General features: G+C 41.6%; 26 protein-coding genes and 2 pseudogenes. 6 read left to right on the forward strand and 22 right to left on the reverse strand.

Annotated elements, in window-relative coordinates:
- Positions 1-110: 110 nt before the first annotated feature.
- The 4 genes from ACFWMP_RS03335 to ACFWMP_RS03350 all read right to left on the reverse strand — a co-directional run bounded on the left by ACFWMP_RS03335 (position 111) and on the right by ACFWMP_RS03350 (position 4915).
- Positions 111-1805: a methyl-accepting chemotaxis protein gene (locus ACFWMP_RS03335; RefSeq protein ID WP_379421945.1), complete on the reverse strand. Its 1695-nt coding sequence runs from the start codon at positions 1803-1805 to the stop codon at positions 111-113.
- Between the two features lie 164 nt (positions 1806-1969).
- The gene (locus tag ACFWMP_RS03340) at positions 1970-2668 is read right to left on the reverse strand and encodes a Crp/Fnr family transcriptional regulator (RefSeq protein WP_379421947.1); all 699 of its coding nucleotides are present in this window, start codon (positions 2666-2668) and stop codon (positions 1970-1972) included.
- A gap of 198 nt (positions 2669-2866) precedes the next feature.
- On the reverse strand, positions 2867-3391 hold the full coding sequence (locus tag ACFWMP_RS03345) for a hypothetical protein (protein WP_379421949.1): 525 nt from the start codon (positions 3389-3391) through the stop codon (positions 2867-2869).
- A 24-nt stretch (positions 3392-3415) separates the two neighbouring features.
- On the reverse strand, positions 3416-4915 hold the full coding sequence (locus tag ACFWMP_RS03350; protein WP_379421951.1) for a DUF4153 domain-containing protein: 1500 nt from the start codon (positions 4913-4915) through the stop codon (positions 3416-3418).
- 112 nt (positions 4916-5027) lie between these two features.
- On the opposite strand from ACFWMP_RS03350, the gene ACFWMP_RS03355 reads away from it, so the two are divergent.
- Complete coding sequence (locus ACFWMP_RS03355; RefSeq protein WP_379421953.1) at positions 5028-6722, forward strand: ABC transporter substrate-binding protein; 1695 nt, start codon at positions 5028-5030, stop codon at positions 6720-6722.
- 28 nt (positions 6723-6750) lie between these two features.
- On the opposite strand, the gene ACFWMP_RS03360 is transcribed toward ACFWMP_RS03355, so the two are convergent.
- From ACFWMP_RS03360 to ACFWMP_RS03385, 6 genes are all read right to left on the reverse strand, one after another.
- On the reverse strand, positions 6751-7221 hold the full coding sequence (locus tag ACFWMP_RS03360) for a DinB family protein (RefSeq protein ID WP_379423492.1): 471 nt from the start codon (positions 7219-7221) through the stop codon (positions 6751-6753).
- A gap of 14 nt (positions 7222-7235) precedes the next feature.
- On the reverse strand, positions 7236-7679 hold the full coding sequence (locus ACFWMP_RS03365) for a GNAT family N-acetyltransferase (protein ID WP_379421955.1): 444 nt from the start codon (positions 7677-7679) through the stop codon (positions 7236-7238).
- A gap of 52 nt (positions 7680-7731) precedes the next feature.
- The gene (locus ACFWMP_RS03370; protein WP_052404247.1) at positions 7732-8154 is read right to left on the reverse strand and encodes a hypothetical protein; all 423 of its coding nucleotides are present in this window, start codon (positions 8152-8154) and stop codon (positions 7732-7734) included.
- A gap of 16 nt (positions 8155-8170) precedes the next feature.
- Positions 8171-8890, reverse strand: a complete 720-nt coding sequence (locus ACFWMP_RS03375) for an ATP-binding protein (protein WP_339302289.1) — start codon at positions 8888-8890, stop codon at positions 8171-8173.
- A 759-nt stretch (positions 8891-9649) separates the two neighbouring features.
- Positions 9650-11068 carry an NAD-dependent malic enzyme gene (locus ACFWMP_RS03380; RefSeq protein WP_042187166.1) on the reverse strand — a complete coding sequence of 473 codons (1419 nt, stop codon included), beginning with the start codon at positions 11066-11068 and terminating at the stop codon, positions 9650-9652.
- Between the two features lie 84 nt (positions 11069-11152).
- Positions 11153-11653: a GNAT family N-acetyltransferase gene (locus tag ACFWMP_RS03385; RefSeq protein ID WP_379421959.1), complete on the reverse strand. Its 501-nt coding sequence runs from the start codon at positions 11651-11653 to the stop codon at positions 11153-11155.
- Between the two features lie 225 nt (positions 11654-11878).
- Here ACFWMP_RS03385 and ACFWMP_RS03390 point away from each other — a divergent pair, with 225 nt between their 5' ends.
- On the forward strand, positions 11879-12874 hold the full coding sequence (locus ACFWMP_RS03390) for an acrylyl-CoA reductase family protein (RefSeq protein ID WP_042187162.1): 996 nt from the start codon (positions 11879-11881) through the stop codon (positions 12872-12874).
- Between the two features lie 295 nt (positions 12875-13169).
- On the opposite strand, the pseudogene ACFWMP_RS03395 reads toward ACFWMP_RS03390, so the two are convergent.
- A pseudogene (locus ACFWMP_RS03395) lies at positions 13170-13757 on the reverse strand (cupin domain-containing protein); the annotation flags it as partial.
- A gap of 172 nt (positions 13758-13929) precedes the next feature.
- Between ACFWMP_RS03395 and ACFWMP_RS03400 the strand changes: the two are divergent.
- Complete coding sequence (locus ACFWMP_RS03400; RefSeq protein WP_052404246.1) at positions 13930-14787, forward strand: alpha/beta hydrolase; 858 nt, start codon at positions 13930-13932, stop codon at positions 14785-14787.
- 101 nt (positions 14788-14888) lie between these two features.
- On the opposite strand, the gene ACFWMP_RS03405 is transcribed toward ACFWMP_RS03400, so the two are convergent.
- Positions 14889-15383 (reverse strand): hypothetical protein, encoded by a 495-nt coding sequence (locus ACFWMP_RS03405; RefSeq protein WP_339802737.1) that lies wholly within the window; start codon positions 15381-15383, stop codon positions 14889-14891.
- A gap of 82 nt (positions 15384-15465) precedes the next feature.
- Between ACFWMP_RS03405 and ACFWMP_RS03410 the strand changes: the two are divergent.
- A pseudogene (locus ACFWMP_RS03410) lies at positions 15466-15513 on the forward strand (excalibur calcium-binding domain-containing protein); the annotation flags it as partial.
- Between the two features lie 7 nt (positions 15514-15520).
- Here ACFWMP_RS03410 and ACFWMP_RS03415 read toward each other — a convergent pair.
- The 6 genes from ACFWMP_RS03415 to ACFWMP_RS03440 form a co-directional block, all read right to left on the reverse strand.
- Complete coding sequence (locus ACFWMP_RS03415) at positions 15521-16279, reverse strand: ABC transporter permease (protein WP_042187159.1); 759 nt, start codon at positions 16277-16279, stop codon at positions 15521-15523.
- Complete coding sequence (locus tag ACFWMP_RS03420) at positions 16276-17025, reverse strand: ABC transporter ATP-binding protein (protein WP_339247218.1); 750 nt, start codon at positions 17023-17025, stop codon at positions 16276-16278. Before ACFWMP_RS03420 ends, ACFWMP_RS03415 begins: the two co-directional genes overlap by 4 nt.
- 124 nt (positions 17026-17149) lie before the next feature.
- Positions 17150-18775, reverse strand: a complete 1626-nt coding sequence (locus ACFWMP_RS03425; RefSeq protein ID WP_379421963.1) for a glycoside hydrolase family 9 protein — start codon at positions 18773-18775, stop codon at positions 17150-17152.
- A 155-nt stretch (positions 18776-18930) separates the two neighbouring features.
- A complete protein-coding gene (locus tag ACFWMP_RS03430; RefSeq protein ID WP_042187155.1) occupies positions 18931-19680 on the reverse strand; it encodes a GTP pyrophosphokinase in 750 nt (249 codons plus the stop codon).
- Between the two features lie 86 nt (positions 19681-19766).
- Entirely contained in the window at positions 19767-20150 is a 384-nt protein-coding gene (locus ACFWMP_RS03435) for a hypothetical protein (RefSeq protein ID WP_339802728.1), read from the reverse strand.
- Between the two features lie 103 nt (positions 20151-20253).
- The gene (locus tag ACFWMP_RS03440; RefSeq protein WP_339247212.1) at positions 20254-20832 is read right to left on the reverse strand and encodes an LOG family protein; all 579 of its coding nucleotides are present in this window, start codon (positions 20830-20832) and stop codon (positions 20254-20256) included.
- Positions 20833-20929: 97 nt separating this feature from the next.
- Here ACFWMP_RS03440 and ACFWMP_RS03445 point away from each other — a divergent pair, with 97 nt between their 5' ends.
- Complete coding sequence (locus ACFWMP_RS03445) at positions 20930-21247, forward strand: MazG nucleotide pyrophosphohydrolase domain-containing protein (RefSeq protein ID WP_042187151.1); 318 nt, start codon at positions 20930-20932, stop codon at positions 21245-21247.
- 73 nt (positions 21248-21320) lie between these two features.
- On the opposite strand, the gene mle is transcribed toward ACFWMP_RS03445, so the two are convergent.
- The 3 genes from mle to lepB form a co-directional block, all read right to left on the reverse strand.
- A complete protein-coding gene (gene mle, locus ACFWMP_RS03450) occupies positions 21321-22181 on the reverse strand; it encodes an alpha/beta fold macrolide esterase (protein WP_341060446.1) in 861 nt (286 codons plus the stop codon).
- 264 nt (positions 22182-22445) lie between these two features.
- Positions 22446-23483, reverse strand: a complete 1038-nt coding sequence (locus ACFWMP_RS03455; RefSeq protein WP_042187147.1) for an HD-GYP domain-containing protein — start codon at positions 23481-23483, stop codon at positions 22446-22448.
- A gap of 126 nt (positions 23484-23609) precedes the next feature.
- Positions 23610-24107 (reverse strand): signal peptidase I, encoded by a 498-nt coding sequence (gene lepB / locus ACFWMP_RS03460; RefSeq protein WP_341060444.1) that lies wholly within the window; start codon positions 24105-24107, stop codon positions 23610-23612.
- A gap of 208 nt (positions 24108-24315) precedes the next feature.
- On the opposite strand from lepB, the gene ACFWMP_RS03465 reads away from it, so the two are divergent.
- Complete coding sequence (locus ACFWMP_RS03465; RefSeq protein WP_341061122.1) at positions 24316-25254, forward strand: alpha/beta hydrolase; 939 nt, start codon at positions 24316-24318, stop codon at positions 25252-25254.
- A 140-nt stretch (positions 25255-25394) separates the two neighbouring features.
- On the opposite strand, the gene ACFWMP_RS03470 is transcribed toward ACFWMP_RS03465, so the two are convergent.
- Positions 25395-25790 carry a DUF4265 domain-containing protein gene (locus tag ACFWMP_RS03470; protein WP_042187136.1) on the reverse strand — a complete coding sequence of 132 codons (396 nt, stop codon included), beginning with the start codon at positions 25788-25790 and terminating at the stop codon, positions 25395-25397.
- Between the last annotated feature and the right edge of the window lie 270 nt (positions 25791-26060).

Raw genomic sequence — 26060 nt, forward strand, 5'->3', positions numbered from 1 at the left:
ACGTCGATGGCAATTTCTATGCTTAGTATGTGGGATATTACGTTCAACCAAATAAAAAAAGAAAGCTCCAGAGAGCACTGGGATTCCCCCTCAACTCTCCGAAGCTCGCCTTATACATTAAATCTAGCTACCAGCCCCTGTAGTCCATGAGCCATTAAGTTTAATTCACTTGCAGAGGAAGCAATTTGTTCCACCGAAGCCCTTTGCTCTTGTGAGGCTGCCGACACATGTTGTGTACTCGCTGCAGTCGTTTCTGCAATTGTCGTAACACTTCGAAGCGATTCCACAATCTCTTCCGTAGCCGCTGTTATCTCTTCCACAGCTCCGGATACTTCCTGAACCTGCTCGGCTAGTGAATCTATAGATAACCGAATCTCACCAAAGGAACGTCCAGCCTGCTGAATAATCTCCGTGCCTCCCCTTACTTCACTCATACTACTCATCATAACCTTCATCGCATTATCTGCTTCACTTTGAATCCCGCTCGCCATTTCCGCAATTTGATTAGCGGATTCTGCGGATTGCTCTGCCAGCTTACGAACCTGGTCGGCAACTACAGCGAAGCCTCTCCCTTGCTCACCCGCGCGGGCTGCCTCAATAGTCGCATTTAACGCCAGCATATTCGTTTGCGAAGCGATCCCTTTTATAACTCCTACAGCACCGCCAATTTCCTGTGATCGATTTACAAAGCCTTGGACTTGCTGTGACAAAGAATGTATAGATCGATTAATGGATTCCATCTGCTGACCTGCCGCCAGAAGTGATTCATCTCCGGCAATAGCAAACGACGCAGAACGATGCGAGGCTTCAGAAATATCCTGAACACTGGAGGCAATTTGACCGATTCCAATCGATATTTCTGAAATTGTTATTGTATTGGTCTGTAGATCATTCATCTGTTTAGCAGTTCCCGAAGCTACTTCACCCATAATATCCGATATTCGTTCTGTCGCTCCTGCTGTCACTCCACTATCCGAGGTAAGATTTGTAGAGGAATTCGCGAGACTATTCGCCGATAGCTTCACTTGTTCAATCATCGAGCCCAAATTTTCTGTCATTTTATTAAAATTAAACGCCAGTTCACCTATCTCATCTTTTGACCGGACGTTTAGCTTGCGAGTAAGATCGGCATCTCCATCTGCAATCTCCTTCAGCTGTGTGTTCACATCCCGAAGTGGTTTAATAATTCGTCCAGATATTAATAGTGCAAGAATTAGGGCAAGAACAACCGATAATCCGGTCACACCAAAGCTAGTAATCATAGCGTTATTACGATGGGCTTCTGCTTGACTCTGCCCGTTCTGTATTTCCTCCATGAGCATGCTCTGGAATACAATCTGAGATTCAATCATTGCATCTAAAGATAAATTGGTAAACTTCTTCTGCGCTTCCGGGAAGTTTCCGTCCTTGGCTAAGGCGAAGGCTTCCTTCAAAACGATCAAATAATCATTCCATTTCCCCTTCAGCTCCGTTACACCCTCTAGTTCTTCTTCACTTAATCTAACACTCTCCAGCTCCTTGATGGCATTCTCAATCAATGGGAGCGTCTCTTCGTACTTAGACAGATATGATTTCCGCTCAGCCTCTGTGTTGCTCATCACATAACGAGCCCCTAGCTCATCTGCCGTACGAATTTTATCCGTTAATCCCTGTACAAGCGACAGCTTGTTCCAGTTGCGATTGACCTGATCCGTCAGCATCGTAGCCTTTCCTTGAAACCATGTATTTCCTGCTATTGCCACTAGAAAGACCACAATCACAGCAGTAAATCCCAATATCATTTTTCCGCGGATATTTCTGAACATCGTTGTTCCTCATCTCTATATGTATAGTAGGTTTCTAATTGGTACTTTTATCCTACTATCGTTCCCTTAAGCCACTCTGAATTTGAACTGAATGTTCGCTTAAAAAAACAAAAAGACCTCTACGTCCGGCCCAAGGCTGGAACTAATGGTCTTTAGAGATCTTTTTATTCGTATAAATTTCCGTTCGCCAGCTCCGCGAGCTTCTCTTCGTCCAGTACGCTTAGGCGTCCACGATTTCGTGTAATAATTCCTTCATCAATGAACCGACGCACGATCCGGTTAAGATGCCGATAACTTGTACCTAGCAACTCTGCTGTCTCTATAAGGCTTGAGGTCCGAATCTCCTCCACACGTCGGTCACCGTTTTTATCGGCGAATAAAGACATCAAATAGCTGGCAAATCGATTCTCGACCGGATACAACAGGTTAAGTGCGGAGGCTTGACCGAGCGTATGCAATTTGTGACTAAGTTCCCCTACGAGAAAACGTAACAAAGCTGTATTTTCCTCAAGCTCTCTCAGCAGTAATCTTCTCCCGGCAAAAAGAATCAAGCTCTCACCCACAGACTCCACTTGATTCTTGACAGGAAAGCGATGAAGCAGCTCCACATCCCCAATTACTGATATCGGATTTGTAAACCGCACCAGCATAGATTTGCCGTTCGGCAGCAGTGTCTGAATTTTGAGCTTGCCCTCAACCAATATGAACATCCCATCCAACTGATCGCCTACCAAACACAGCTTCTCTTCATCCGTATAACGTCTCAATTCCATTTTATACGTGACTAGCGGGCTAAAAATTCCGTCCAGACCGTTCTTCACTGCCAAGGCACGGACAGCTTCACGGTCATTTATCGTTTGCATGTGGTGCCCCCTCTATTGTTTGCTCAAATAAGTGTAATTTAGAATACCCCACAAAAAAAGGACATATGTCCTTTTTAATAATATAAGAAAGTATAAGTTTCACACAATACAATATTTCTTATATTTCTCGCTTAACCACTTACCGACCTTATAAGGAAGCCGAAGGCGTTTATGCTTGTAAGGATATCCCAAAACATCTTACATCACAACAGAGTCCACACTATATCGGATCATATTCACTTTCTGATCTTGTAACCAAAATTCTAAATTCCGATGATTGATTTTATCCACATACCCGATAATATCAGCCCCTTGTTCCCCTCTTTTATAATAAGAAGAGCCATAAGCTTCAATCACATCATCTGTAGAAGACCCCACGTGAATACCTCTGGCAGTACTCATCTTCAGATCTGAATAGACGCTAATTAGAATGATTTTATCGTCACCACGCGCTGTGGCTACTGTTGTTTCGTTGTCCAAATGATAATATTGATACCGTTCAATATCGTCACGTGGTTTAGGTGCCTGGGTGAGCGATTCGGGACTCTGAAGCAGCTGGATGCCTCCCAGACGTTCCTGCTCTAGATTGCTGCTGGATACGCGAGAGTAATGACTTTGTCTTGGGGCATTGTATAAATAAATATGATAGATCCCATAACTTAAACCTACCGTAATAAAAATGATGATAAATAACCAGCCGTTACTAAATGGCTTCTTTCTCACTTTCCTCTCACCTTCTTCTAACCTTTACTGTGCAAAATACTTCTCCAGCTCACGCTGCGCCTGATATTCCGGGAAATTAAAGGACTGCCACTTCCGCTCTTGCTGAGCACCGTCCCACCATTTGTTTTTCAAAAATTGATCTAGCATCCCGTCTTCCTTACGACTGAACTTAATCAGAGAAGGGATGACTTCCGGTGACAGACCAACCAAATAATCTGCATCCAGCTTACCACTCACCTCATAACGCTCCATATTCTTATTAGCTATAATGACATCCATACCTATATAGTTCATAACAACATAAGAGATCAGACCTAGCACAATATAACATTTAGCCAACGGCAAACGGGGCACTACAATCCGTACAGCTGCAAGAATCAACAGCAAACCCATAAATATCATAAATGCATGAACTAGGAAACGAATCGTAGTATATCCATACGCCTCTTCATATAGGGTTAGTCTAGTATAGGCAGAATACAACATGACAGTTGAACAGCCAACTAAGATATACAGCATAATATTAATGACTTTTTGGAGCAGTCCTCCCCTCTTTCCTTCTGATCCCAATGCCAGCATTAGAATCACGAAATTAATCGCGGTCACCATAATTAACTCGAAGAATCCACTACGAGCGTAATCAGCATAGGAACTACCCTCTGGTAACATCCCTTCCCAAGCTCCAAACAAGTAAGAAAATTGGACGAATACGAACAGAACATATACCGTGTTAATGGCTATAAGAATTGTCGTCATAATTACTGGATCAACCTTAAAGGTCACAGGCGCCTGCACAGGTCCGTACTCCCTTGGTTGCACATTCCAGTCATAGACCTTCGAATCTACAAAGCCCCATACTAAGCCGAACAATCCCATGCCTATCAGGAGTACCCATAACGTCCGTACAATAATTTCACCAAATGAAATTCGATCCAGCATATTTGGCAGCCATATTAGCACATGATGAAACACACCATCGGCCGAGGCCAGCAGGGTAATCACAACAAGCAGTATCGGTAAAGAGATCGCAAGTCCTGTAAACACTTTCCCCAGCACTTGCTTGCGTCCATCCTTCACCTTACTATCACTGCTACTTTTGACGTCCTTGAACACAGTACCCCAGTGGCGAAAGTTCTGGGGAAGCAAATGCTCTAGTGTATCCCAAAGTATTCTGAATTGACTCCAAGAGGGGCGTTTATCACTTAGCAAATAAGTCATATGTAATAAAATCAGCATAGGGATTACTAATAGGTTCAACCCAAAGTAGAAAAGATTATGAAACAACACATAGGTCATCGAGAGTAGAAAAATCGCTCCAAACCAGAAATAACTGAGTTTGGTCAGTTTGCGCATTTTAGCCTTAGCGTAATAAAGCATATAAACATAAAACAGACAAACGAAGATAGGATAAGAAACACCTGGCAACTTTCCGTAGAACAACAACTGATGAACAATCGCCAGTAAGAAGGCAACAATTAAAGCGGCAAGTGATCGATTAAGCTTAAGCTCCGTTTCATCGGTCATGGTAAACACCCCCATATTCTTACTTTCTTATCCTTATTCTAAGTGATAAAATAAGAAAAAAAAGAGAAAGAATTTTTTAATAATTTCCTATTTTCTGAAAGGGACTTAAAACATGAAGCTGCATAGCCAATATTTAAAGCTGCACTCGCAGTTTGGGGGAGTCACAGAAATCTCAGTTACGATGGATGAGCTAGCCTTGACCTTCGGATGTACACACCGCAATGCCATGCATATTGTGAATAAAATGATGCAGCTGGAATGGGTCCAATGGACGCCGAAGCGCGGACGTGGAAGTCGTTCCTTATTACAGTTCCTTGTCCCTTCCGAAGAAATTGCGCTTCAATCCATGATGCAGGCTATCAGCCGTAAAGATGTTCACAAAGCTATTGATGGCATCAAAACCCATGCCAGCTCTTCCTCGCTGCAGGATACTTTACAAGGCTGGCTGCTGACCTATTTTGGTCATCATTCCGAAATCCGAAGTGACAAACAGATTGATACCCTGCGGCTTCCCATCACCCAGCAGCTACATACCTTCGACCCGCTTCATATGAATCTATTGGCAGAGTCTTTTGTTTCCAGTCATGTCTTCGACGGATTAGTGAGACGCAGCGGGGAACGGGATAAGATTGTGCCTAGTCTTGCTCATGCCTGGGAAGTGGATGAGAGCCGTACGATTTGGACTTTTTTTCTTCGCAAAGAAGTGCTGTTTCATCATGGAAAAGTACTGACGGCAAAAGATGTAGTCTATTCCTTGGGACGGCTGATGCAAACCTCAAAGCGGACACTCTATAGCTATATTTTCAAAGAAATCCAGCAAGTTATCGCACTAAACCCATCCACCGTTCAAATTACACTTAAACAGCCCAATGAGCTTTTCCTCCCTTTCTTGTGTACGAGTAGAGCGGCAATTGTTCCGCGTGATTTAGAAGGAATGGACGAACCTAGCTTTGGCCGCAGACCTGTGGGGACAGGACCATTTAAGGTTGTGGACATGAATGAGGACACTTGTGTGCTGGAGGTTTTTCCTTATTATTTTCTAGGAAGAGCTCATTTAGATCGAGTCGAAATAATGTATGTTCCGTGGGATACTGCGTCCGATTCCTCAGATACTGGCTCGGCTTTTCATGTGATTCAGAATCCTTCATCCAACAATTCTTCTTCTTGGAGTCGGATTCATTCAGAGTCCTACATCCGTAAATTTGTTACCTGCAACACACAAAAAAAAGGACCGCTTAGCGACCCCCTTCTTCGGGCAAAGATCGTATCCTGTTTAAAAGAAGAGTCATCGTCTGTAACGCATAAGTCAATGGAAGACTATGAGGTCACCTTGCAAATAACTACCATTCCGCAATATGCTAACGATGCTGAATGTATTGCTGCTAAACTAGAGCGTCAAGGTTATCCGTGTACGGTTGTTTCCGTGTCTCCAGAGGAGTTCAAGGGCCCGATCCGACTGGAGTCCGACCTGATTGTTTTTTCATTATTTCGTGACGAGGATGAACAGCTTCGTTTATTTGATCTATATCTCACGCTTTCCCAGCATATAGAACCGCATACTCGTGCGGATATTGAAGGCTGGCTCTATACCATTGCACGAGAACCTAACCCTGAGGCTAGATCCGAGAGCTTTAGTATGATCGAGAACCGTCTTCTTGAGGAACATCATCTGCACATCTTGTATGAAAAACCCACCCAAACTGCTTATCTCCCCTCGGTCCGAGGCGTAAGCTTCAATAGTCAGGGCTGGGTTGATCTTCGTCATTTGTGGTTCCCGCCGCTGCTCTCCAGCGACAGTACTTCATGATATACGCAATGCCCAGTCGATTGCAGAATCATCGGAGCCCTTTTCCAATCAAATTGGCAGAAACTGGATCCTTCCCGATTTCCCTTGCCCAAACGGACAACTGTCCGACATGATGAATTTCATGAGCGATCACATGGCGCATCACTTCACCCCAAGTATCCGTCACGATCCGGCCATCCGCTAGGTGATCCTCAAAAATATTCCGCTCCAAACCCGCATGCCAAGAAAGTACAAAGGGCTCTACATCGGGCCGGAATTTCGCATCTAGTTCTCTTACCTGCTGCAAAGACTTGTAATGTTCGAAATCCTCCTGAAAATCCGGTCTACCTTGCAACACTTGAATCCAGCTCCACTCCACATCAACAATATGAAACAGAGTCTTCAATATGCTGCCTACACCACCATTACGTGCCCCAAGTAGCTCTTCTTCAGAAATACTCTCACACCACTCGTACCATTGTTCACGAACTATCCAGTTATATTGAAAGAATGTTTGCAGATCAAGGCCTCCTTTTAATGGGAACTTAGATGTTTCCGGTACCCTTCCACCTTCTCATCTCTATACCCTAACGATTCATAAAAAATATGCGCTTCCTTACGCTTCTCTCCAGAGACTAAAATGATATAAAAGCAGTCTCTCTCGTGAGCCATTTCTTCAATGGCAAGCATTAGTTTTTTACCCACACCTTGACGACGGGCCCGCGATGAAACTACTACATTCTCAATTACCATAAACGGTTTGCAATCTCCTACCAGGTCATGACAGACAATCCCCATCAAAGACCCCATCAACTCCCCGTCCACAAAAGCGCCCAACAATATGTACCGACGATCTGTCTTAATCACTTTAAATACTTGTTCCATTTTATTAAGATCAGAAGGTTGATTCATTAGCTCCTGATATAAATCACCAAGTTCATGGAGAGACTCCAATTCTATTTCTTTAATAACGACCATGGATGTTCAACCTGCTTTCTTTAATTTAAGAATCTTTTTCATATATGCTCCACTATTTACGTACCTTCAGTTCAAATTCATCCTTCTGCCCATCCCACTCTACAACAACCTTAATAATCGAGTCCTCGTGTTCAAACGCCCCGCTTCCACCTCTTTCGGACTTCAGCTCACTTTTTCTTACTCCCTCGACATCTTCTAAGGTTTTACTTCCTCCACCTGATGTTCCCTTGAAGCTATATTTAAATGAATTAATCTTATCAAGATCCGTTTGCTCACCTTTATATTTAAGCTCAAATGTAGATTGCTGCGAGGTTTCATAATCTGGTCTCTCACCCTTTTTATCGATGAACTTCTCTGTTGCCTTTTGAACATATTCAGCCGACCATACTTTTCCTTCTCCTGTAAATGTGTAATTGTGTTTATAGGTAGTTGTATTGCAGGCAGCAAGAAGAACTATGATTATTCCAGACAGCATCAGTGCGGATAGCCTCTTAATGATTATAGATCCCTCCCGATTCTGATAAAAAGCGAATAGTAACTGTTGTCCCCTTACCTTTAGAGCTATTATAATAAATTTCCCCACCATATTTTTCTACAATATTAAAGCAAATCATTAACCCTAAACCGGTTCCATTACTTTTTAATGAATAAAAAGGCGTGCCCAGCGACTTAACCTCAGCCTCGGACATCCCACTTCCTTCATCGGTGATCATGATCTCGATAAAATTATTATTTCTATTTGCTATGACTGAGACGGATTTCCCTACATCCGAGGCTTCTAGCGCATTTTTTATAATATTAATGAGTAACTGCTTAAACTCAATTTTATTAATGGAAATAAAACAATCTTCCTCTACCTTTATATCGATTTGGTTATCAGATAGCATGGCATAGGAATGAAGCAGACCCGTAACACTTTGAAGAACATCCTTCACATCTACTTTCTCTAGTCTTTGATCTCCATTTGGTTTGGATAGGGTTAGAAATTGAGAGATAATCTGTTCTACTGTGTTTAATTCATCAATCATTAAGTTGAACTTACTTTTTTTAGAATCATCAAATGAATCGTCCTCTTTGAACAATTGCAAAAAACCTCTAACCACGGTTATAGGATTTCGTATTTCATGTGCAACAGCAGCTGTTAATTGTCCTACCATCTTTAACCGCTCGGATTGCTGTAATTGTTCATAATACAGTTGCTGCTTTTTCATCCGTTTAAATGATAGATGGAAAATGAAAAATAATAATGCTTGAACAGCTATTATATTTATAATGTTGCCTATAATGTCATGATGTAAGTAACTATATAATGCACCTTTATCAATGAAGATGACATAACTAAAAGTAATTACCATCAATATTCCATTTATAATAAAGGAAAAGTAGAACAATTTTAAATCGAAAAATAGTATAGAAAGTGCAGGAATAAGGCAAATCAAAATATAGGTGGTCCAAGTTTGAGGATATAAAAAGAAAAGCGTATAGAAGTACGCAAATCCAAAAAGAATGATGATCTTTCTAAAGGTATATGTCTCATACTTAGGATAGATCCATAAACTAATGGATAGAATTATCACGCACAAAAAATGTACCATATATCCAAAATTAATCCCATTCAACTCTGTTGTAGACAGTATTAATCCAGATATCATAAGGGTAATGTTTAATATCATTACAATGTAATAGATTTTTCGATTCACCTGACTGTAAAACTCTTTCATGAATTCACCACTTCTATATTAATTTAACCCTTTTTTGGATACTACCCTCTCTAGAGGCAAAATTTAAGGGCACCCACTTGGATGCCCTTTCTACATCTCATACATTATTGTAATTATATCAGCCACTTTACTAAAATGGGAATAAATACTTTTAGCCCTAATTATGATAAGCCTCTCAGTTATGTGTCAATCTATAAAAAAATAGACTGCTCTCTCACTAAGCAAAGCAGTCCATTTATAGTATCGCTTTTATTCCATATCCTTATCAATATCCTTAGGGATCCGGCGGGCTACATCCGTTGCAATAGCTGCATGGATCACTGCCAGACGCACTAACTCTACCACTTTTTCGTTAAAAATACTTGGGATTACGTATTGCTCATTAACCTCATCCGGATGAACGACTGAAGCAATCGCTTTTGCCGCGGCTAGCTTCATTTCAAGGTTCACTGTTTTTGCTCTGCAATCCAGTGCGCCACGGAAGATACCCGGAAAACACAGCACATTGTTGATCTGATTCGGATAGTCACTTCTACCTGTCGCTAACACGCGAACAAAAGGCTCGGCCAATTCTGGTTCAATCTCCGGTGTCGGATTAGCCATTGCAAACACAATGTTATCGCTGGCCATACTCTTGAGATGATCGACGGATAGAATCCCACCACGTGACACCCCAATAAAGACATCTGCTCCCTGTATAACCTCCGTCAGTCCACCTTCAATACCTTCCGGGTTAGTTGCATCAGCAAGCTTCCGCCATTCCTGATTATCATACTGAAGATCTTTTCTAAGAACACCTTCACGATCTACCGCGTAGATTTTGCGAGCTCCTGCCGCCAGAAGCATATTACAGATGGACACACCAGCCGCACCTATACCCACAACGACAATTCGAACATCTTCGATAGATTTATTTACTACTTTAAGCGCATTCAAAAGACCTGCCAAAACTACAACAGATGTACCGTGCTGATCATCATGAAATACCGGAATATCCAGCTCTTCGGCAAGCCGACGTTCAATCTCGAAACAGCGCGGAGAACTGATATCTTCTAAGTTGATTCCCCCAAATCCAGGAGATACTGCTTTAACGATATTAATGATTTCATCTGAATCTTTAGTATTTAAGCATAGTGGAAAAGCATCGATGTTCGCTAATTGCTTAAACAGCATAGCCTTACCTTCCATGACAGGCATAGCCGCTTCCGGTCCAATATCCCCTAGTCCAAGCACAGCCGTTCCGTCTGTAACGACGGCTACTGTATTCCGCTTCATCGTCAAAGAATAGGCTTTGTTCGGATCTTCAGCAATCGCCGTACACACTCGGGCAACTCCCGGGGTATACACCAGCGATAAATCCTCCCGATTTTTGATTGGCATTTTAGGTGTGATTTCAATCTTCCCGCCTAGATGAGCTAGAAATGTTCGATCTGACACATTAATTACTTTGACCCCTGGCATCTTCGATAGTATAGACATCATTTCTCCATTCGAGGCATCTTGCACGTTTATTGTTATATCTCGAGTTGTTACATCCTTACCTGCACGAATCACGTCAATAGCAACGATATCTCCACCTGCAGTGGCAATTCCTGAAGCAACATCACCAAAAGAAGCAACCGATTTCCGAATTTCGAGCCTGACAATCATCGTTGTTGCAATAGCCATGAATTAGCCTCTCTTTCTTCAACCCTAAGATTTCAAATACACTATACTATACCATTTAAACAAACTTTCTTCCTATTGAATAGATCACCTTAGTATTTTTCTTAAGATAGTATTCCCTTCGGCACCCGGACCAAATACATCAGGGATTGTAGCGACGGGCACAAAGCCGTTTTTACCGTAAAAAGCAATCACATCATAATCTTCTGCATAGGTCAGCATAAGTAAACAGTAAGCTCCCCTGCTCTTAACAACTTCTTCTACATGCTGAAGTAAAATACCTCCTATTCCTTTTCTGCGATGATCTTTACATACTCCAATATCTAGGACTTCGGCTCTTGCTCCAAGCGCGGGAATGCCAATCGGTGCCTCCTCATGCAGAACGGCAACAATACCAAAAGCATCGTCTTGTTCCTTCTCATGATAGGCATAAAACAACGCCCCCCGCTGAAAATGTGATTGTATGCGGCGTCTCAGCCACTGCTCATGGTTAGGATTGTTTCTATCCAGATGGATATGTTCAACCTCAGCTAAGAGGTCCAAATACGGTTCGATCTCATGTTCACGAATTAACTTTATAATAGACATTTCAACAATTCTCCCTTAATAACAAGTTATATACCAGCAGTCTGAACTTAACACGTCCACTGTACAAATAACATGTAGAGTTCGATTATAATGTTACAATACACAATGAAAGAGTCCTACACTACGTCTAACTTGCGTTATATCATAGACAATGACAAGTTGACTGATCAGAATAAATAATATATACATGTCTTACCTATAACGTAGTTGAAGGAGCTTACACTTATGACAGAATCATTTCAAGCATTAGTTGTCGACAAAACAGAATCATCATTCTCCGTCGCTGTTAAGCCGGTTACCTTAGAAGAACTACCCGCAGGAGAAGTTGTAATTAAGGTTGCATACTCCAGTGTGAATTATAAAGACGGATTAGCCAGTATCCCTAACGGAAAAATTGTAAGATCATACCCTTTTATTCCAGGCATCGACTTATCCGGTACTGTGGTGTCTTCTACAGACGAGCGGTTTCATGAAGGACAGCAAGTTATCGCTACAGGGTATGGTATGGGTGTATCTCACTTTGGAGGATATAGCGAATATACACGAATTCCTGCCGCTTGGATCACCCCACTGCCGGAAGGACTTACACTAAGAGAAGCTATGATTTATGGTACAGCTGGACTAACTGCAGCCTTGTCCATTCAAGCTCTGGAAGACAATGACTTAGCACCAGACAAAGGCAAAGTACTCGTAACGGGAGCGACCGGTGGTGTGGGTGGATCGGCTATCGCTATGCTAAGCACAAAAGGCTATAGCGTAGTGGCCAGCACTGGTAATACAGAAGCTAACGAATATTTGAAAACTCTTGGCGCGGAGGAAGTCATTTCACGCGAGGAGGTTACGGGCGGATCTAGCAAACCATTAGAAAAGCAACTATGGCAAGGTGCTGTTGATTCCGTTGGTGGAAACTCACTTGCTTCGATTTTGAGTAAAATCTCCTACAGAGGTTCTGTTGCTGCAAGCGGCCTGACCGGTGGCACTTCTGTTCCAACAACCGTCCTTCCCTTTATTCTTCGAGGGGTTAACCTGCTCGGTATTGATTCCGTAGAGTGTCCTGCTGAGCTACGCGAAAAGGTGTGGACACGGATGGCGACTGATTTGAAGCCTGCACAGCTTGAGAACCTTGTAGATCGTGAAGTAACCTTGAATGAACTGCCACAAGCATTGGAAGATATTCTGCAAGGAAACACACGAGGCAGAGTGCTTGTCCGTTTATCTTAAGCCCTAACAAGAAAACCTCCCGGGAGATTTAATCTCAGGAGGTTTTTTGTTGTTACTCTTGATTATTTGAATATTGATAATTCGGCTGTTGTTGTACATAAGGCTGTTGGCGATAGTGCTGTTCATAGCCTTGAGTGTAGTATCCTTGCATTGGGTAAGGCTGATAATTAAATGCTTGCGTCGCTGGAGGCATTTGTGAAGATATAGGGATGGGCTGAGCTTGCATATGAGCATATGGCTGCATGTTTGGATGCATGTTAGGTTGCATATTTGGTTTCATATTTGCATGCATATTCATATTGGGAGCCATATTCGGGGCCATATTATTGACTCCCTTTACTTTATCTTCTTCACAGCAGTCGGCAGGTGGGCCGATAAAGGTGCCAGGTTTAATAGGAGCTAACGCTTCCTTTACCAATGCTTCATTCAAACAGTAAGTATGGGCCAATACATTTGCCGGAGTTTTGCTCAAAATATCCGAACCTAAGATAACCTCAGGAATAGGTGCGTCAAAAATGGCAAGCAGATGTGTATTATCGACAGTAGCTACTTCATAATGCCACCAGCCTTGCGGCACATTCGCCACTTGACCTGGACATATTGGGAAATGAAGAAGTTCATTTGTAAACGGATTGAGTATAGACACTACTGCTGAACCGCAGATACAATAGACAAGCTCTGCCGCATTTTGATGATAATGAGGCTCCACCACATTCGATTTGCTAAGAAAAATATCAAGGAGTGAGGTATTCTCCAGTGTGTTCAGCTGCTTAACCGACAGCAAATTAATGTAGTTGTTGGCATCCTTTTTAAAGAGAGTATTAGTGTTCACATCGAAAGTAAATTGTGTATCAGGGGACGTATAATCCATGTATGAAGTCACTGTTTATTCCTACCCTTCTGTTCCCGTAAATTTTTGATTTCCTAGAACAACATATGCGTTTGCCTATGCCTAGGTGCCGGAGATTCACTGACTCCAATAAAAATTCATCTTTCTCTGTCAATCGGGGCATCCTCTATAATGTTAAATTCTCACACTATACAGGAGGCAAAGTATGAAATCGATTCACATTAAAATAGTATTTGCGTTATGCATCTCTATCTTCACCATTATGGGGTTGCAGCCTTTGAATCAACACCCCGCGGTTGCAGCCGCTAACCACAAATCCTCTACCAAACAGACTCCATTAACCTTTGTTCTGATCCATGGGTCTTGGGCTACAGCAGGTTTTTGGGATGAAACAGCCGCAGAGCTTCGTAAGTTAGGGCACACCGTCTACACACCGGAATATGCAGGACATGGCGCGGATAAGAATAATAATGTAACACATGAGCAAATCACAAAGTCCGTTGTCGACTATATCAAACAAAAAGACTTGAAGGATTTTATTCTGCTCGGACATAGCTTTGGCGGATCAGTCATTCAAACAGTTTCCCAGCAAGTACCTGATCGGATCAAACGGATCGTGTTCTTTGATGCCTTCGCTCCGCTTGACGGACAAAGTGTGGCAGATCAATTTCCTGCTGAGTCACTTAAATCCTTTGAACAGCTAAGAGACGCTTCCGGTAATAACACCATCACGCTCCCTTTCCCGCTCTTCCGGGATACCTTCGTCAACACTGCCAGTCTTGCGCAAGCACAAGCCTTTTATAAACAAGCTCCGCCTGAACCAGCTACCCCACTGTTTGAAAAGCTGGATCTCAAGAAATTCTACAGTCTCCAAATCCCTAAAAGTTATCTTTATTTGACGGAAGACACGGCTATCCCACAAGGTCCATATGGGTTTCACCCGACTCAATCCAGTCATTTGGGCGTTTTCCGCTTCATCGAGGGCAAAGGTGATCATATGACCACTGTCCGAACCGAGCCAAAAATGATGGCGGAATTGATGGTCAAGGCGGGTAGAGATTAGTCGCGTAATAGCGGAATAATGCATTCAGGCAGTAAAAAAGAGCAAGCGTACGGGAATGTTCCCTACTACGCTTGCTCTTTTTACAATTCTCCGCATGTCATTTAAGGATTCGGCTTCACTCCGGTAATCACCCAGCTATTATGATCTTTAACAAGTGAGATCGTCAGTAGCATGGATGGTTCCGGACCATTTGAAGTCGCGGAATCTATGCGCATTTCTATGACCTCTGAATTTTGGTTAATTACTGTTTCTTTAGTAACCTCGTACTTTGTGATCCATGGGCTGGATACACCAGTTACCCAGTTCAGTTCAACAAACTGTGGATACATAACCTTTTTGAGTTCTTTGGAAAAGATCGAATATTGAATCGACGCATTCCTGTGCTGTAAACCGAACCCGTATAACTCAGCCGCTTGAAATGCTGTTGGTAATATGATTCGTTTAGACTCCGGGGCTGGCAAAGGCATGGCTGAGAGCAGCTTTCCATTAGACTGAATCACCGTTCCGTTATCAGGTGCACCTATTGCGATACCTGGCAGAAGCAATACGCCTGCGATCAGGGTAGCCGCCAATTTCTTTTTACTAATCAGAATCACCTCATAAAAAGCTTTTTCACCTCATGTGAATTGAATTCTAATTATTCCCCGTTACCGCTAACTTTTATGTAACCAAAATGCCAACAAAAAAAGCGACCGTGACAATAACGGAATCGCCTGTGAGAAATAGAAATCTATTATCGTTCTACCGATTGTTTAAGCCGTTGATCAGGCGTGAAAAAGAGTCGGTAGCTCAGTACACTTAGCAGTATACTTGTTATGGCCGCAGAAGCGGTGAATGAGAACACAATCAGAATCTGGTAGCGAACAGCGATTACCGGATCAGCGCCTGCTATAATCATCCCCGTCATCATACCTGGAAGCTGGACAAGTCCTACTGTCTTCATTCCGTCGATGGTAGGGATCATGCTGAATTTCACAGATCTTTTTCTAACTTCATGGATCGCTTGCGGAACGGTAGCACCGAGTGACAGCAGGGTCTCGATTTCCCCTTTGCTCTGCTGTATTTCGTGCTTGATATGGTTAATGAACAAACCCGAGACAACCATAGCGCTACCAATGGTCATGCCACTAATGGGAATGATATATTGTGGGGTCGCCTCAATAATATGTAAGCCGAGCAGAATCCCCATCATAAGGAGCTCCATAGTAGCGATCGCAAGTCCAATTCTCCACACTAATCCACGTAGACCTTTTCCTCTTTTCGCTGCATTCCATGCGGCTACACTTATCATAAAGATTATTATCAAAATAACATAGATCATCTGATCGGTTTTAAAAATAAATTGCAGTACATATCCGACCGCAAGCAATTGAATTGCCGACCTTATAGTGCCTACAATAATATCTTTTTCTAGTCCGAGCTTTTGCCATACCGAGACCAACATCGTCCCTAACACAAACAGAAGCGTGAAACTCAGTGCAGTATAACTCATAAGAATGACGCTCCTTCTAACGGTCGAATAAATCTTTTTGCCAAGTTTTCCGCAGATTCAGCAAAAAAAGATTCACTCAAGTGCTGTTCCAGCTTACCATTCCCCATAAACCATGTAGTAGTGCTTATTCGGCTAGCCTGTTTAAGGTCATGGGTCACCCAAATCATTGAAGTCCCTTCTTCTTTATGCCACTGTTCTAGTAGATCCTCTACCCTTTGAGTGCTGTCAATGTCTAGTGATGCAGTGATTTCATCGAGCAGTAGAACATTAGGTCGCAGCAGCAATGACCGAATCAGGGATATCCGCTGCTTTTCACCGCCAGAGCAATCTGCTGCTTTTTTACTCAAATCCAATTGTTCCAGCCCTATTTGTTCCAATAGCCGCTGTACTAATTTATGGTCATATGGTCTGTCATGCAGCTTGCTGACAGTTCTTAGGTTATCCTCCACACTGCCAGGCAACATAACCGCTTGTTGAGCCACAAACCCGATTTTCATTCTCCACAGCTTTGAATCCATATTTTTGAATGAAGTGCCCTTGACAAGCATATCCCCTTCATCTGGAGCATCCAGCAGAGCCATTATTCTAAGTAGTGTGCTTTTACCTTGACCCGAGGCACCGATCAGAGCGATTCGGTCCGATTCAGATATTTCAGCGGAGATGTCCGAGAATAGATATTTCGAAGCTTGTTCGCTACTTTTCCAGTTCAATTTTGCAAGTCTTTGAATTTCAAAAATACTGCTCAATGCCTTACCTCCTATTGCCAATCGAGAAAATATCATACCATTTCGTATTATAGCATTTTAGCTACATAAAAAAAGAGAAAGGCATCTCCCCCATGAGACATGCCTTTCCCATATATTAATTAATTTATTGATTAAACCGAGCTGTAACGAACACCGCAGGTGAATTCCAGTAGATCGTTACCTCATTCGTAGAATAACTAAGTTCATGATCGGCAAAGCACTGAGCGGCTGGTTTTCCTTGTAAATGTTCTACTACATATTCATCATGAAGCCCACGATCTGGCCCCCCAGATACAAGACCCGGCACAGGATCAACCACATGGTCACCAACAGATGGACGATGATGAGGATGCATCACTGGATGATCGCCAAATCCGGTAACATAACTGATATCCAGTACGTTACGACCCATCAGATAGTGCAAATGATCTAGCGCACAGTCCGCAAAGCTCGAATCTCCACTAAAATATTCAGCCACTAGCAGCAGCATAGCATTGTTCATTACTAGCATATTGCTACCCCAAATATAGTCTTCCTCTTTTAAGGAGATCCTATAGCCATCCTCGCGACTCTGTTCAGATAAACATCCAGCTTCAGCTAGAAGTCCTTCTCTTAAGGAAGCATACAAAGCACGGTCTGCTAGATCTTCACCATTTAATAGATACGCAAGTGTGCCGTAGCCCCCCATATCTGCCCAGCCTAGACTGTATTTTGAAAAAGACAACTGCACCAGTTGCAGAACAGCTTGATGGTATTCTTCTTTCCCCGTCGTACGATAGAGCTCCGCAGCTGCCCAATACCGCTCATCCTTGTCGTTCCCATCTCCATATTCACCGGTGCTAATTTCTGGCGGATTTATAAACCCTGGCGCATCTGGATGTTGAATAAGCCATTCCCAAGCTAGTGTTGCGGCATCCAGACATTTCTTCGCATAGGCTGAGTCAAAGGGCTCATATATCCGCGCTGCCATGGCCATGACTCCAGCAAAATCTCCAGTGGCGGTTGCTGACACCGGTGAGAAATATAGATCTGCTGTATCAGCCTCTGGCATCACATCCAAATCTGGAAAGCTCAGCGTAGTCAGTTTATGATACACTCCACCTGTTCTATAGTCTTGCATTTTGAATATCCAATCCAGCTCCACTTTGCATTCCAGCAATATATCTGGAGTTATCCCCCCACTTTCAGGAATCGGGATAGCGCTTACAAAAGCAGATGGATATAACTCATAGGCTAGTAAGAGATCGGCGATGGCCTTGGCTCCGGGTCCACTATATTTACCATAATCACCTGCATCATGCCAGCCTCCAGAACAATCTAGCCGACGCTCCGTTTCACCATATACAATTCCCTCTGCTGTATGACATGCCTTATGCTTCCAATCTCCAGCATACTCTTCAGTCAACTCAACCCCGCAACGATAATAATAAAAGGCCTTCAGCAAGCCCTGTTGAAGCTCCTGATAAGGTTTATCTGAGATTATAAATGATGCCGAAGCTATCCCCTCACCTTGCTCAATCCGGTATCTGCCCACTGCATGAACCTCAGAAAAGTCACCTGTATGTACAGTTACTCCGCTTGCCTCATCAAATCTGGGAGTACCTGTCTGCCCTTCGAATACAACATTTCCATGATCAACATCAACAACCTGAAAGTCATGTCCAGCACCAGTAAACACTGCAATCTTTTCTCCACCCACCGGATATCCGATTTGATTTACAGTAATGGTTCGGAGTTTACGCTCACTCATCTTCATTCTCCTTCATATCAATTTGATGAAGCCAATGATTACAAGTCTCTCTTTCAAGTTGAGAATACTCTATTCTAGTTGTACGTGGCAATGATAACTACAATAAAAAAACCTAGAGTTAACCAGAAACGGTAACTCTAGGTGATATGATCAGCTTATTTGTCTCCAAGCAGCTTAATAAAGTTAGCTGGAAGTGTGAATTGCTGATTGTGAATCACTATACGGCGAAGCTCTTCAAAGGAACTAAGATCATCATCTTCATCGTCGTCTTTGATTTCCTTAATGTCCCGATGCAGTCGCTCCATTTGCAGATCAAGTGCATGAGCGGCATCCGCTGCATTTTTCAATTCACGCGTCATACTCTCTGGTACTGACTTATTATATTTATAGAAAATTTTATGTTCGAGACTTGCCCAGAAATCCATAGCAATGGTACGAATTTGTACCTCAACGCACACTAACTCCTGACGATCTGACATAAATACAGGTACCTGAATCAGCAAATGCAAACTTTGATAACCGTTAGGCTTGGGATTCTTAATATAATCCTTCACTTCAAGAACCGTTAAGTCGTCCTGCTTCTGAAGCATTTCACTTACATGATAAATATCTGAGATAAAAGAACAGGTAATTCGTAGACCTGCAATGTCTTTAATACAATTTCTCACAGAATCTAGAGATAATTCTCCATTTTTGCGGAGCATTTTGTTCATAATACTCTCGGGAGACTTGATTCTCGATTTGGTATGTTCAATAGGACTGTAATCGTGTAGAGACTGAAACTCCTGTTTGAGGATCTCAATCTTCGTCTCCATCTCATCAAGCGCAAATTTATAAATCAACATAAACCGGGTGATCTCGTGCTTAAGCTTCTTAAATTGTTCGATTTGATTCTCGGGGGTCATTATCCATTTCTCCTCTTGTAGCTTTTCTCTATATTTATCATAGCCAATCCACTAGTGAAATTCAAATTCAGCGAGCGAATGTGAGGTTATTCAAAGTTAATTTGATTCAAATCCCATATTTCAAATGGGGTATTAGACAAGGGTTTAGTATAACAAGCCATTCGTACTTTAAAAGGCTTATCATTAATTTCAACCATTACATCGCGAAAATAATCAGGTCTTGGTGCTACTTCAGGAGTTGTAGAAAGGACCTTTATGTTCAAAGGATGCTTCATTAGGCTTATTTCTTTCACTGCATCAGCATCGGAATTATAATTTACTTGATTTATGGTTTGGAGTCCCTGTAGTTCCGCATTTAACTGACGTTCAAAATTCCATTTGGAATGCCCAACTTCTATAGTGATCCATCCAATAATAGCTACAATTACAACTAAACATAAAATGAATAGTACATTCTTTTTTACGTTCATTCGCACACCTCCTTGAAGCATACCCATATTCTACCACAACCAATGATTAGCAGAAAAAGAGCTCCCTCTCGGCAGCCCTTTCATCTGTTACAGTAACTGTTCTTTAGTTAAGCTGTTTCCACTTTTGCTCCAACGTTTGAGGGACATAGCTTTCTAATTTTTTTAATAGTTCCAAGGGTTCTTGATCTATATTTAACAAGCTAAGATGCGAAGCGTTAGAAAATCCCTCGTTAATGCTATGTTGAATTAGATTCATCAGAGGATCAAAATAATTCCTGATATTTAAAACCCCTACCGGTTTCTTATGTATACCGATTTGTGACCAGCACAAAACCTCAAACAGCTCTTCATACGTTCCAAAACCGCCGGGTAAAGCAATAAACCCATCCGCCAATTCTCCCATTTTTGCTTTACGTCCATGCATATCGTCCACTTCTATCAGCTGCGTTAATTCTCTATGTACCATCTCTCCATTAAACAATCCCCTAGGCATAACTCCGATCACCTCACCTCCACCGTTCAAAACAGCATTGGCGACTTCACCCATTAATCCAATTTTTGACCCCCCGTAAATTAAGCGATAATCGTTCATAGCCATGTAGTTTCCAAGTTCAACAGCTTTGACTTTATATTCCTCATGCACCCCTAAATTCGATCCTGCAAAAACACAAATTGATTTCAAATCCTCATCTCCAAACTATATATTGATAATATCCGACATCTAATATACTATATGTTGGAGAATAAATCATATAAAAGATTAAGGAGAGCTACATAATATGGAGATCAATGAAGTGCAGAAATGGATTAAAAGTTATTATGGACAAAGAGGCTGGACCGATTATGGTCCTTTTATACGGGTTGGATTTCTTATGGAAGAGACAGGTGAGGTTGCACGGGCAGTACGATCCTATGAAATCGGAAGAGATCGCCCAGATGAATCTACCCCTCCACCAGAGCAACTGAAACAAGACTTGATTGAGGAAATTGGTGATGTGCTAGGCAATATAGCCTTGTTAGCCGATTTGTATGGTATCACTTTAGAAGAGGCATTTACTGCACATAAGGAAAAATTAGTTAAACGCTTTAATTCCTAAGGAGAAGTAGAAAAAGGGCTACAATCGGCATCACCGTATTGTAACCCTTCTTTATCTAACTATTTAAGCCTCGTTAACTATTACTGCCTAATGTATGATTCGAAATAGCATTAATTATTGTTTCCCAATCATCTGGGTGAACTTCGTGACCCGTTCCTTCTAGGGTTAGTAGCGACGCATTAGGAATTTCATCGGCAAGCGCCAGACCATGCTCCAAGGGAAGTACGCTATCTTCTGTACCGTGGATAACTAAGGTAGAAACTATGATATTTTTCGCCTTCCCCTCGTAGTCATCCACTCCTGTAAGAAGCGAATGATTAAACATGCTGAGCAAGTTGTTTGCACGTTTTATTTCCATCCTAACTTGTTTATACGCTCTTTTCTCATCGAATTTATGTTTTGATCCACAGAGTATGCTGGAACCGGAAACCAAGTAATCTGCGACCGCTTTTTCATCTGACCAATCCAGACTAGCTCCATTTGCATGAAAAGCGAGGATCCTCTCATCCATTGGAGGTAAGTTCCGGTCATTATCATCAGATTCAAAAATGCTAGATGCGACCAATGTTAAGGTTAGAACCTTTTGGGGATGACGTATAGCAAGGACTTGTGCAATCATTCCACCTAAGGACATCCCAACGATATTTGCCTGTTCTATATTATAAGCGTCAAGTAACCCAGCAGCATCATCGGCCATATCAATTACCGTATAATTAGAACTCCCAGGCTCATATACAACAGAACGTCCCACATCCCGGTTATCATACCTTATAACATATCGTCCTGTATCTGCTAATCGTTGACAAAACTCCTCATCCCAATAAACCATTGAACAAGTGGCACCCATAATTAGTAATATTGCAGGATTGCTAGGGTCTCCAAAACTATCCGAACATATATCAATTCCGTTTACTTTAAATATCTTTTCGCTCATTGTTTATTCCTCATTTCATTCGAATTTGGTAATCAAAGAATGCACACTTAAATAAGACCCGTCACATTTTGAAATAAATGGATGTTGGTGTCATTGAATTGCACCTCGAATTAACGCAAACGAATGAACTTGATAATCACGATAAGCACTCTCCTACTTCATATTAAAGGGTTGTTAACCCAATTTCGATTATAACATAAAAAGACTATCCTCTGATTTTGAATCAGGAGATAGCCTTTCCATTTATCCAGATAAAACTATTCGTTAAATAAATACTTCCTCAACGGTCAAATTTCGCTCCTTGGATAAATCCCTAAACGTAGTTTCATCTACTTTCACTAACGGTTTAAAAATATCCAAAGGGTTGTTCATAATAATCGTACCTTGCTCTCCGTTGCTAAGCTGAACACTTTTACCTACGAAGTTCGGCAGTAAATGTCCAATCAAAGCTTGTACCGCATTTCCATTCAGCTTGCCAAAGCCCAGCTCATGCACCTTGCGCAGAACGGTAATCAGCCCTTGTTTGGGTTGATTCACTCTTGCAGAGGTCATCCCAACATAGGCATTAGCAACAGCCACAATCAGTGTATACGGGTGCAGGTCCGCCTTACGAAGCATATTAGGATAACCAGTCCCATCCTCGAATTCATGATGCTGAAGCGCCACCAGAGCGGTCTTCTCGTCATTCATAGATTTAAGAATAATATCGTATCCATACGAAGTGTGACGCTTTAGTTCTTCAGTTTCCTCAGGGGTTAAGATCCCCGTCTTATTTAAGATAGATGGGTCGATCTGACTTTTTCCTATGTCGTGTAAATACCCTGCCCGGCTAATCTCGTAGCGTTCTTCTTTGGTATAACCTAACCAAGTCGCTATGTAAAATGATAGCAGTCCCACCTGTAATGAATGATTGTATGTACCAACGTCTTCTCGTTCAAGCAACAGCAATAAGGAAACTACATCCTTATGTTCATCCATTTTTTCCAGCAAGGGCTGCAACGTAAGATCAACATCTGACTGCGTGAAACTGCCCTTGCTGAGTGCTTCTAGAAAAATAGATTCATAGTTTTGGATTGCTAGATCAAAGTTTCCATTTAAGCTTTGCTCCAGATTCGTTCCCTCATTATCCATCGCAATGCTGCGAGGTTCAATATCGACATAATCGATACGATGTCTCATCAGGAGGGTGATTTCTTCTTGGTAAACAATTGTCCCTTTTGGGAGCACGTGTAAACCAACACTATTAAAAGTGTCCAACATAAGACAATCGCCATGTTTGAGATCCGTGACATGAGCTTTCAAAATTCTGCACCCTTCCTATCAATGGGTATATTTTACCTTAAGGATAGCTAAATTATTCCAAAGTCACAATATGGTTAAAGTCTCATTAACACTCTCAATTAGTTCAAAAGACCCCCGCAACATCACCTAAAAAGGAATACTAAAGTCCGCTATCACTTTTCCAATCAACTGATCCTTCGCTACAAAAGGAGTAGCCCAGAGATGAGCATCGTAGCTTATATTCCGGTTATCTCCGAGAAAAAAGTAATGGTCCGACGGAACCGTAACGGGTCCAAAAGTATAGTCCATCCGCTCATTAAGATAGGGTTCATTGATCTCCGTTCCATTTCTGTAAAGGGCTCCGTCTTTAATTTCAATGGTATCACCTGGCAACCCTATCAACCGCTTTACATATCTTTTATTCTCATCACCTGCTACCGGAGGCGTAAACACGACGATATCTCCATGATCGAGTGTCGTCATCCATAACATTTTTTCAACGATTAGACGGTCATTAATTTCAATTGTAGGAATCATAGAGCCAGTAGGAACCCTCATGGCTTCAGCAACATAAGTTCTTACAAACAAAGATAGGACCACTGCGATAGCAACACTAGGCAAATATTGTTTGATAAATTTCAACATAATTGCTCACCTCATATTCATTTTATAAACTCTTTGATCGGTGCAGAAGCTTTTTTCGCTCGTTCATATTCAGTTCATATTGTCGTCATGTATAGTTCATCTTCATCGGGTAAGCTTCCTTTAGCAATTCGTTAAGGTAACTAAAATAAAGCGATTAGAACAGGAGAAGATACGAGTGAAACCAGAAGAAGAGGTTATAAAAAAAAGGATGAATAAACCGCTTAAAATTATACTTATTTCCATAGGGGCTTTAGCAACTGCAATAGTACTTTTTCTAGTGACTGTTTTTGTCGCTAATATTTTCCTCAATAAATCGGACCAAGCTAAAATAAAACCCTATGGTCAGTCTGTAAGCGTCGATGGTAAAAATATGAACGTTTTGATTCAAGGAAAGGGTGAAGAGACAGTCGTGCTCTTACCTGGTTATGGGACGGTGGCACCGGGACTTGATTTTAAGCTGTTAATAGATGAACTATCTCCATTTTACAAAGTTGTCGTGATTGAGCCTTTCGGTTATGGATTAAGTGATAGAACTGAAAAAGAGCGAACCACGGAAAATATTGTGAGTGAAATTCATGAAGCTGTAAAGCAGCTTAATATTGACCGTTATATTCTAATGGCTCACTCTATTTCCGGTATGTACAGTTTGAATTATGTGAACAAATATCCAAACGAAGTGAGTGCATTTGTCGGGATTGATAATAGTATTGCAACGGAAGACAGAATAGGTGTTAAAATACCAACAGGAAAATTAAAACTACTTAGAAAATCAGGCTTGGGCAGATTGTTATTTAAATCAAGTGGAAATCCCTATGCTGAATTGCCGTTTGATGATGAAACTAAAGAACAATTGAGATTGCTTACGCTTAGAAACACTTATAATTACACTAACTTAAATGAAGTGGAACATATGTCTTCTAATTATAAAGGGGCTCTAAATTCAACTTTTCCAAAGGATCTCCCCCTTTTGCTCTTTGTTCAAGGGGATGATACTCTCTTAAAAGATTGGATATCATTGCATGAAGAGCAAGTCAAAAATTCCGTACAAGGAAAATTGGTAAAACTTGATGCAGGACATTATCTGCACCATACCAAATCAAAAGAAATCGCCGAAAATTTTAAGACATTTATGAAAGAAATAAAATAAGTATAGATTGTATCGCTCAGATTGTCTAAAGCGTTTCACCTATTCTCCATGCTGCTGCATCATGTGCAAGCTTCCTTGCATTTCATGCCGCAGCATTTTTTTTCTTATTCATAATCGTAAATATTTACGTACCCACACTTCTAAAACCGCTCAATAATGCGATTCATTTCCCCATCTACGTCCATCAAAGTATTCTTAGGTATATGAATGACCAACAAACCGCCAAAGATCTGTTCACATTTCCCATCATTCTCTGTAATCCGTTGTTTAAAAGCAGAAATGGCTGCTGAATCAACAGCCTCTTTACTGAGGAGCCAAGCGTACCTTTTGAAATGAGATTTCTGTACAGTTTCCTGATAGTAATAGATCCCTAGCTCTTCTTTCACCCGTATAATATCACCCATTGTAACACTTGGATTAAAGATCGGCGTCTCTTCGATGCGGTATTTATCTTTACCGACTGGAGTAACATCAAGGATTTCTATTTCACGGCCTGCTGGATCGAAGCAAATATGTAGTCCTGACGAATCTAGCATCAGCACACCTCAATTCTATTCAAAATCTGATCTTGATGATTCTAAATAACACAAAACACAATAAATACATTAAGCTTGTAATCCCGAACAACCTGAAGATTCCCGGCGTTAAAAACATATATAAACTGTATGGAAAACTCCAAATAAAGGCGAGAAGCATGAGAAGGCTTCTGTTTAAAGAGACACCTATCGCAAGTAATCCGGCAGGCAACACCAACATTACCATACTTATTATAATACTGGATTGATTCGTAACCTCAGCATACGGAT

Source organism: Paenibacillus sp. NPDC058367 (assembly GCF_042723305.1).
Lineage (GTDB): Bacteria > Bacillota > Bacilli > Paenibacillales > Paenibacillaceae > Paenibacillus_AQ.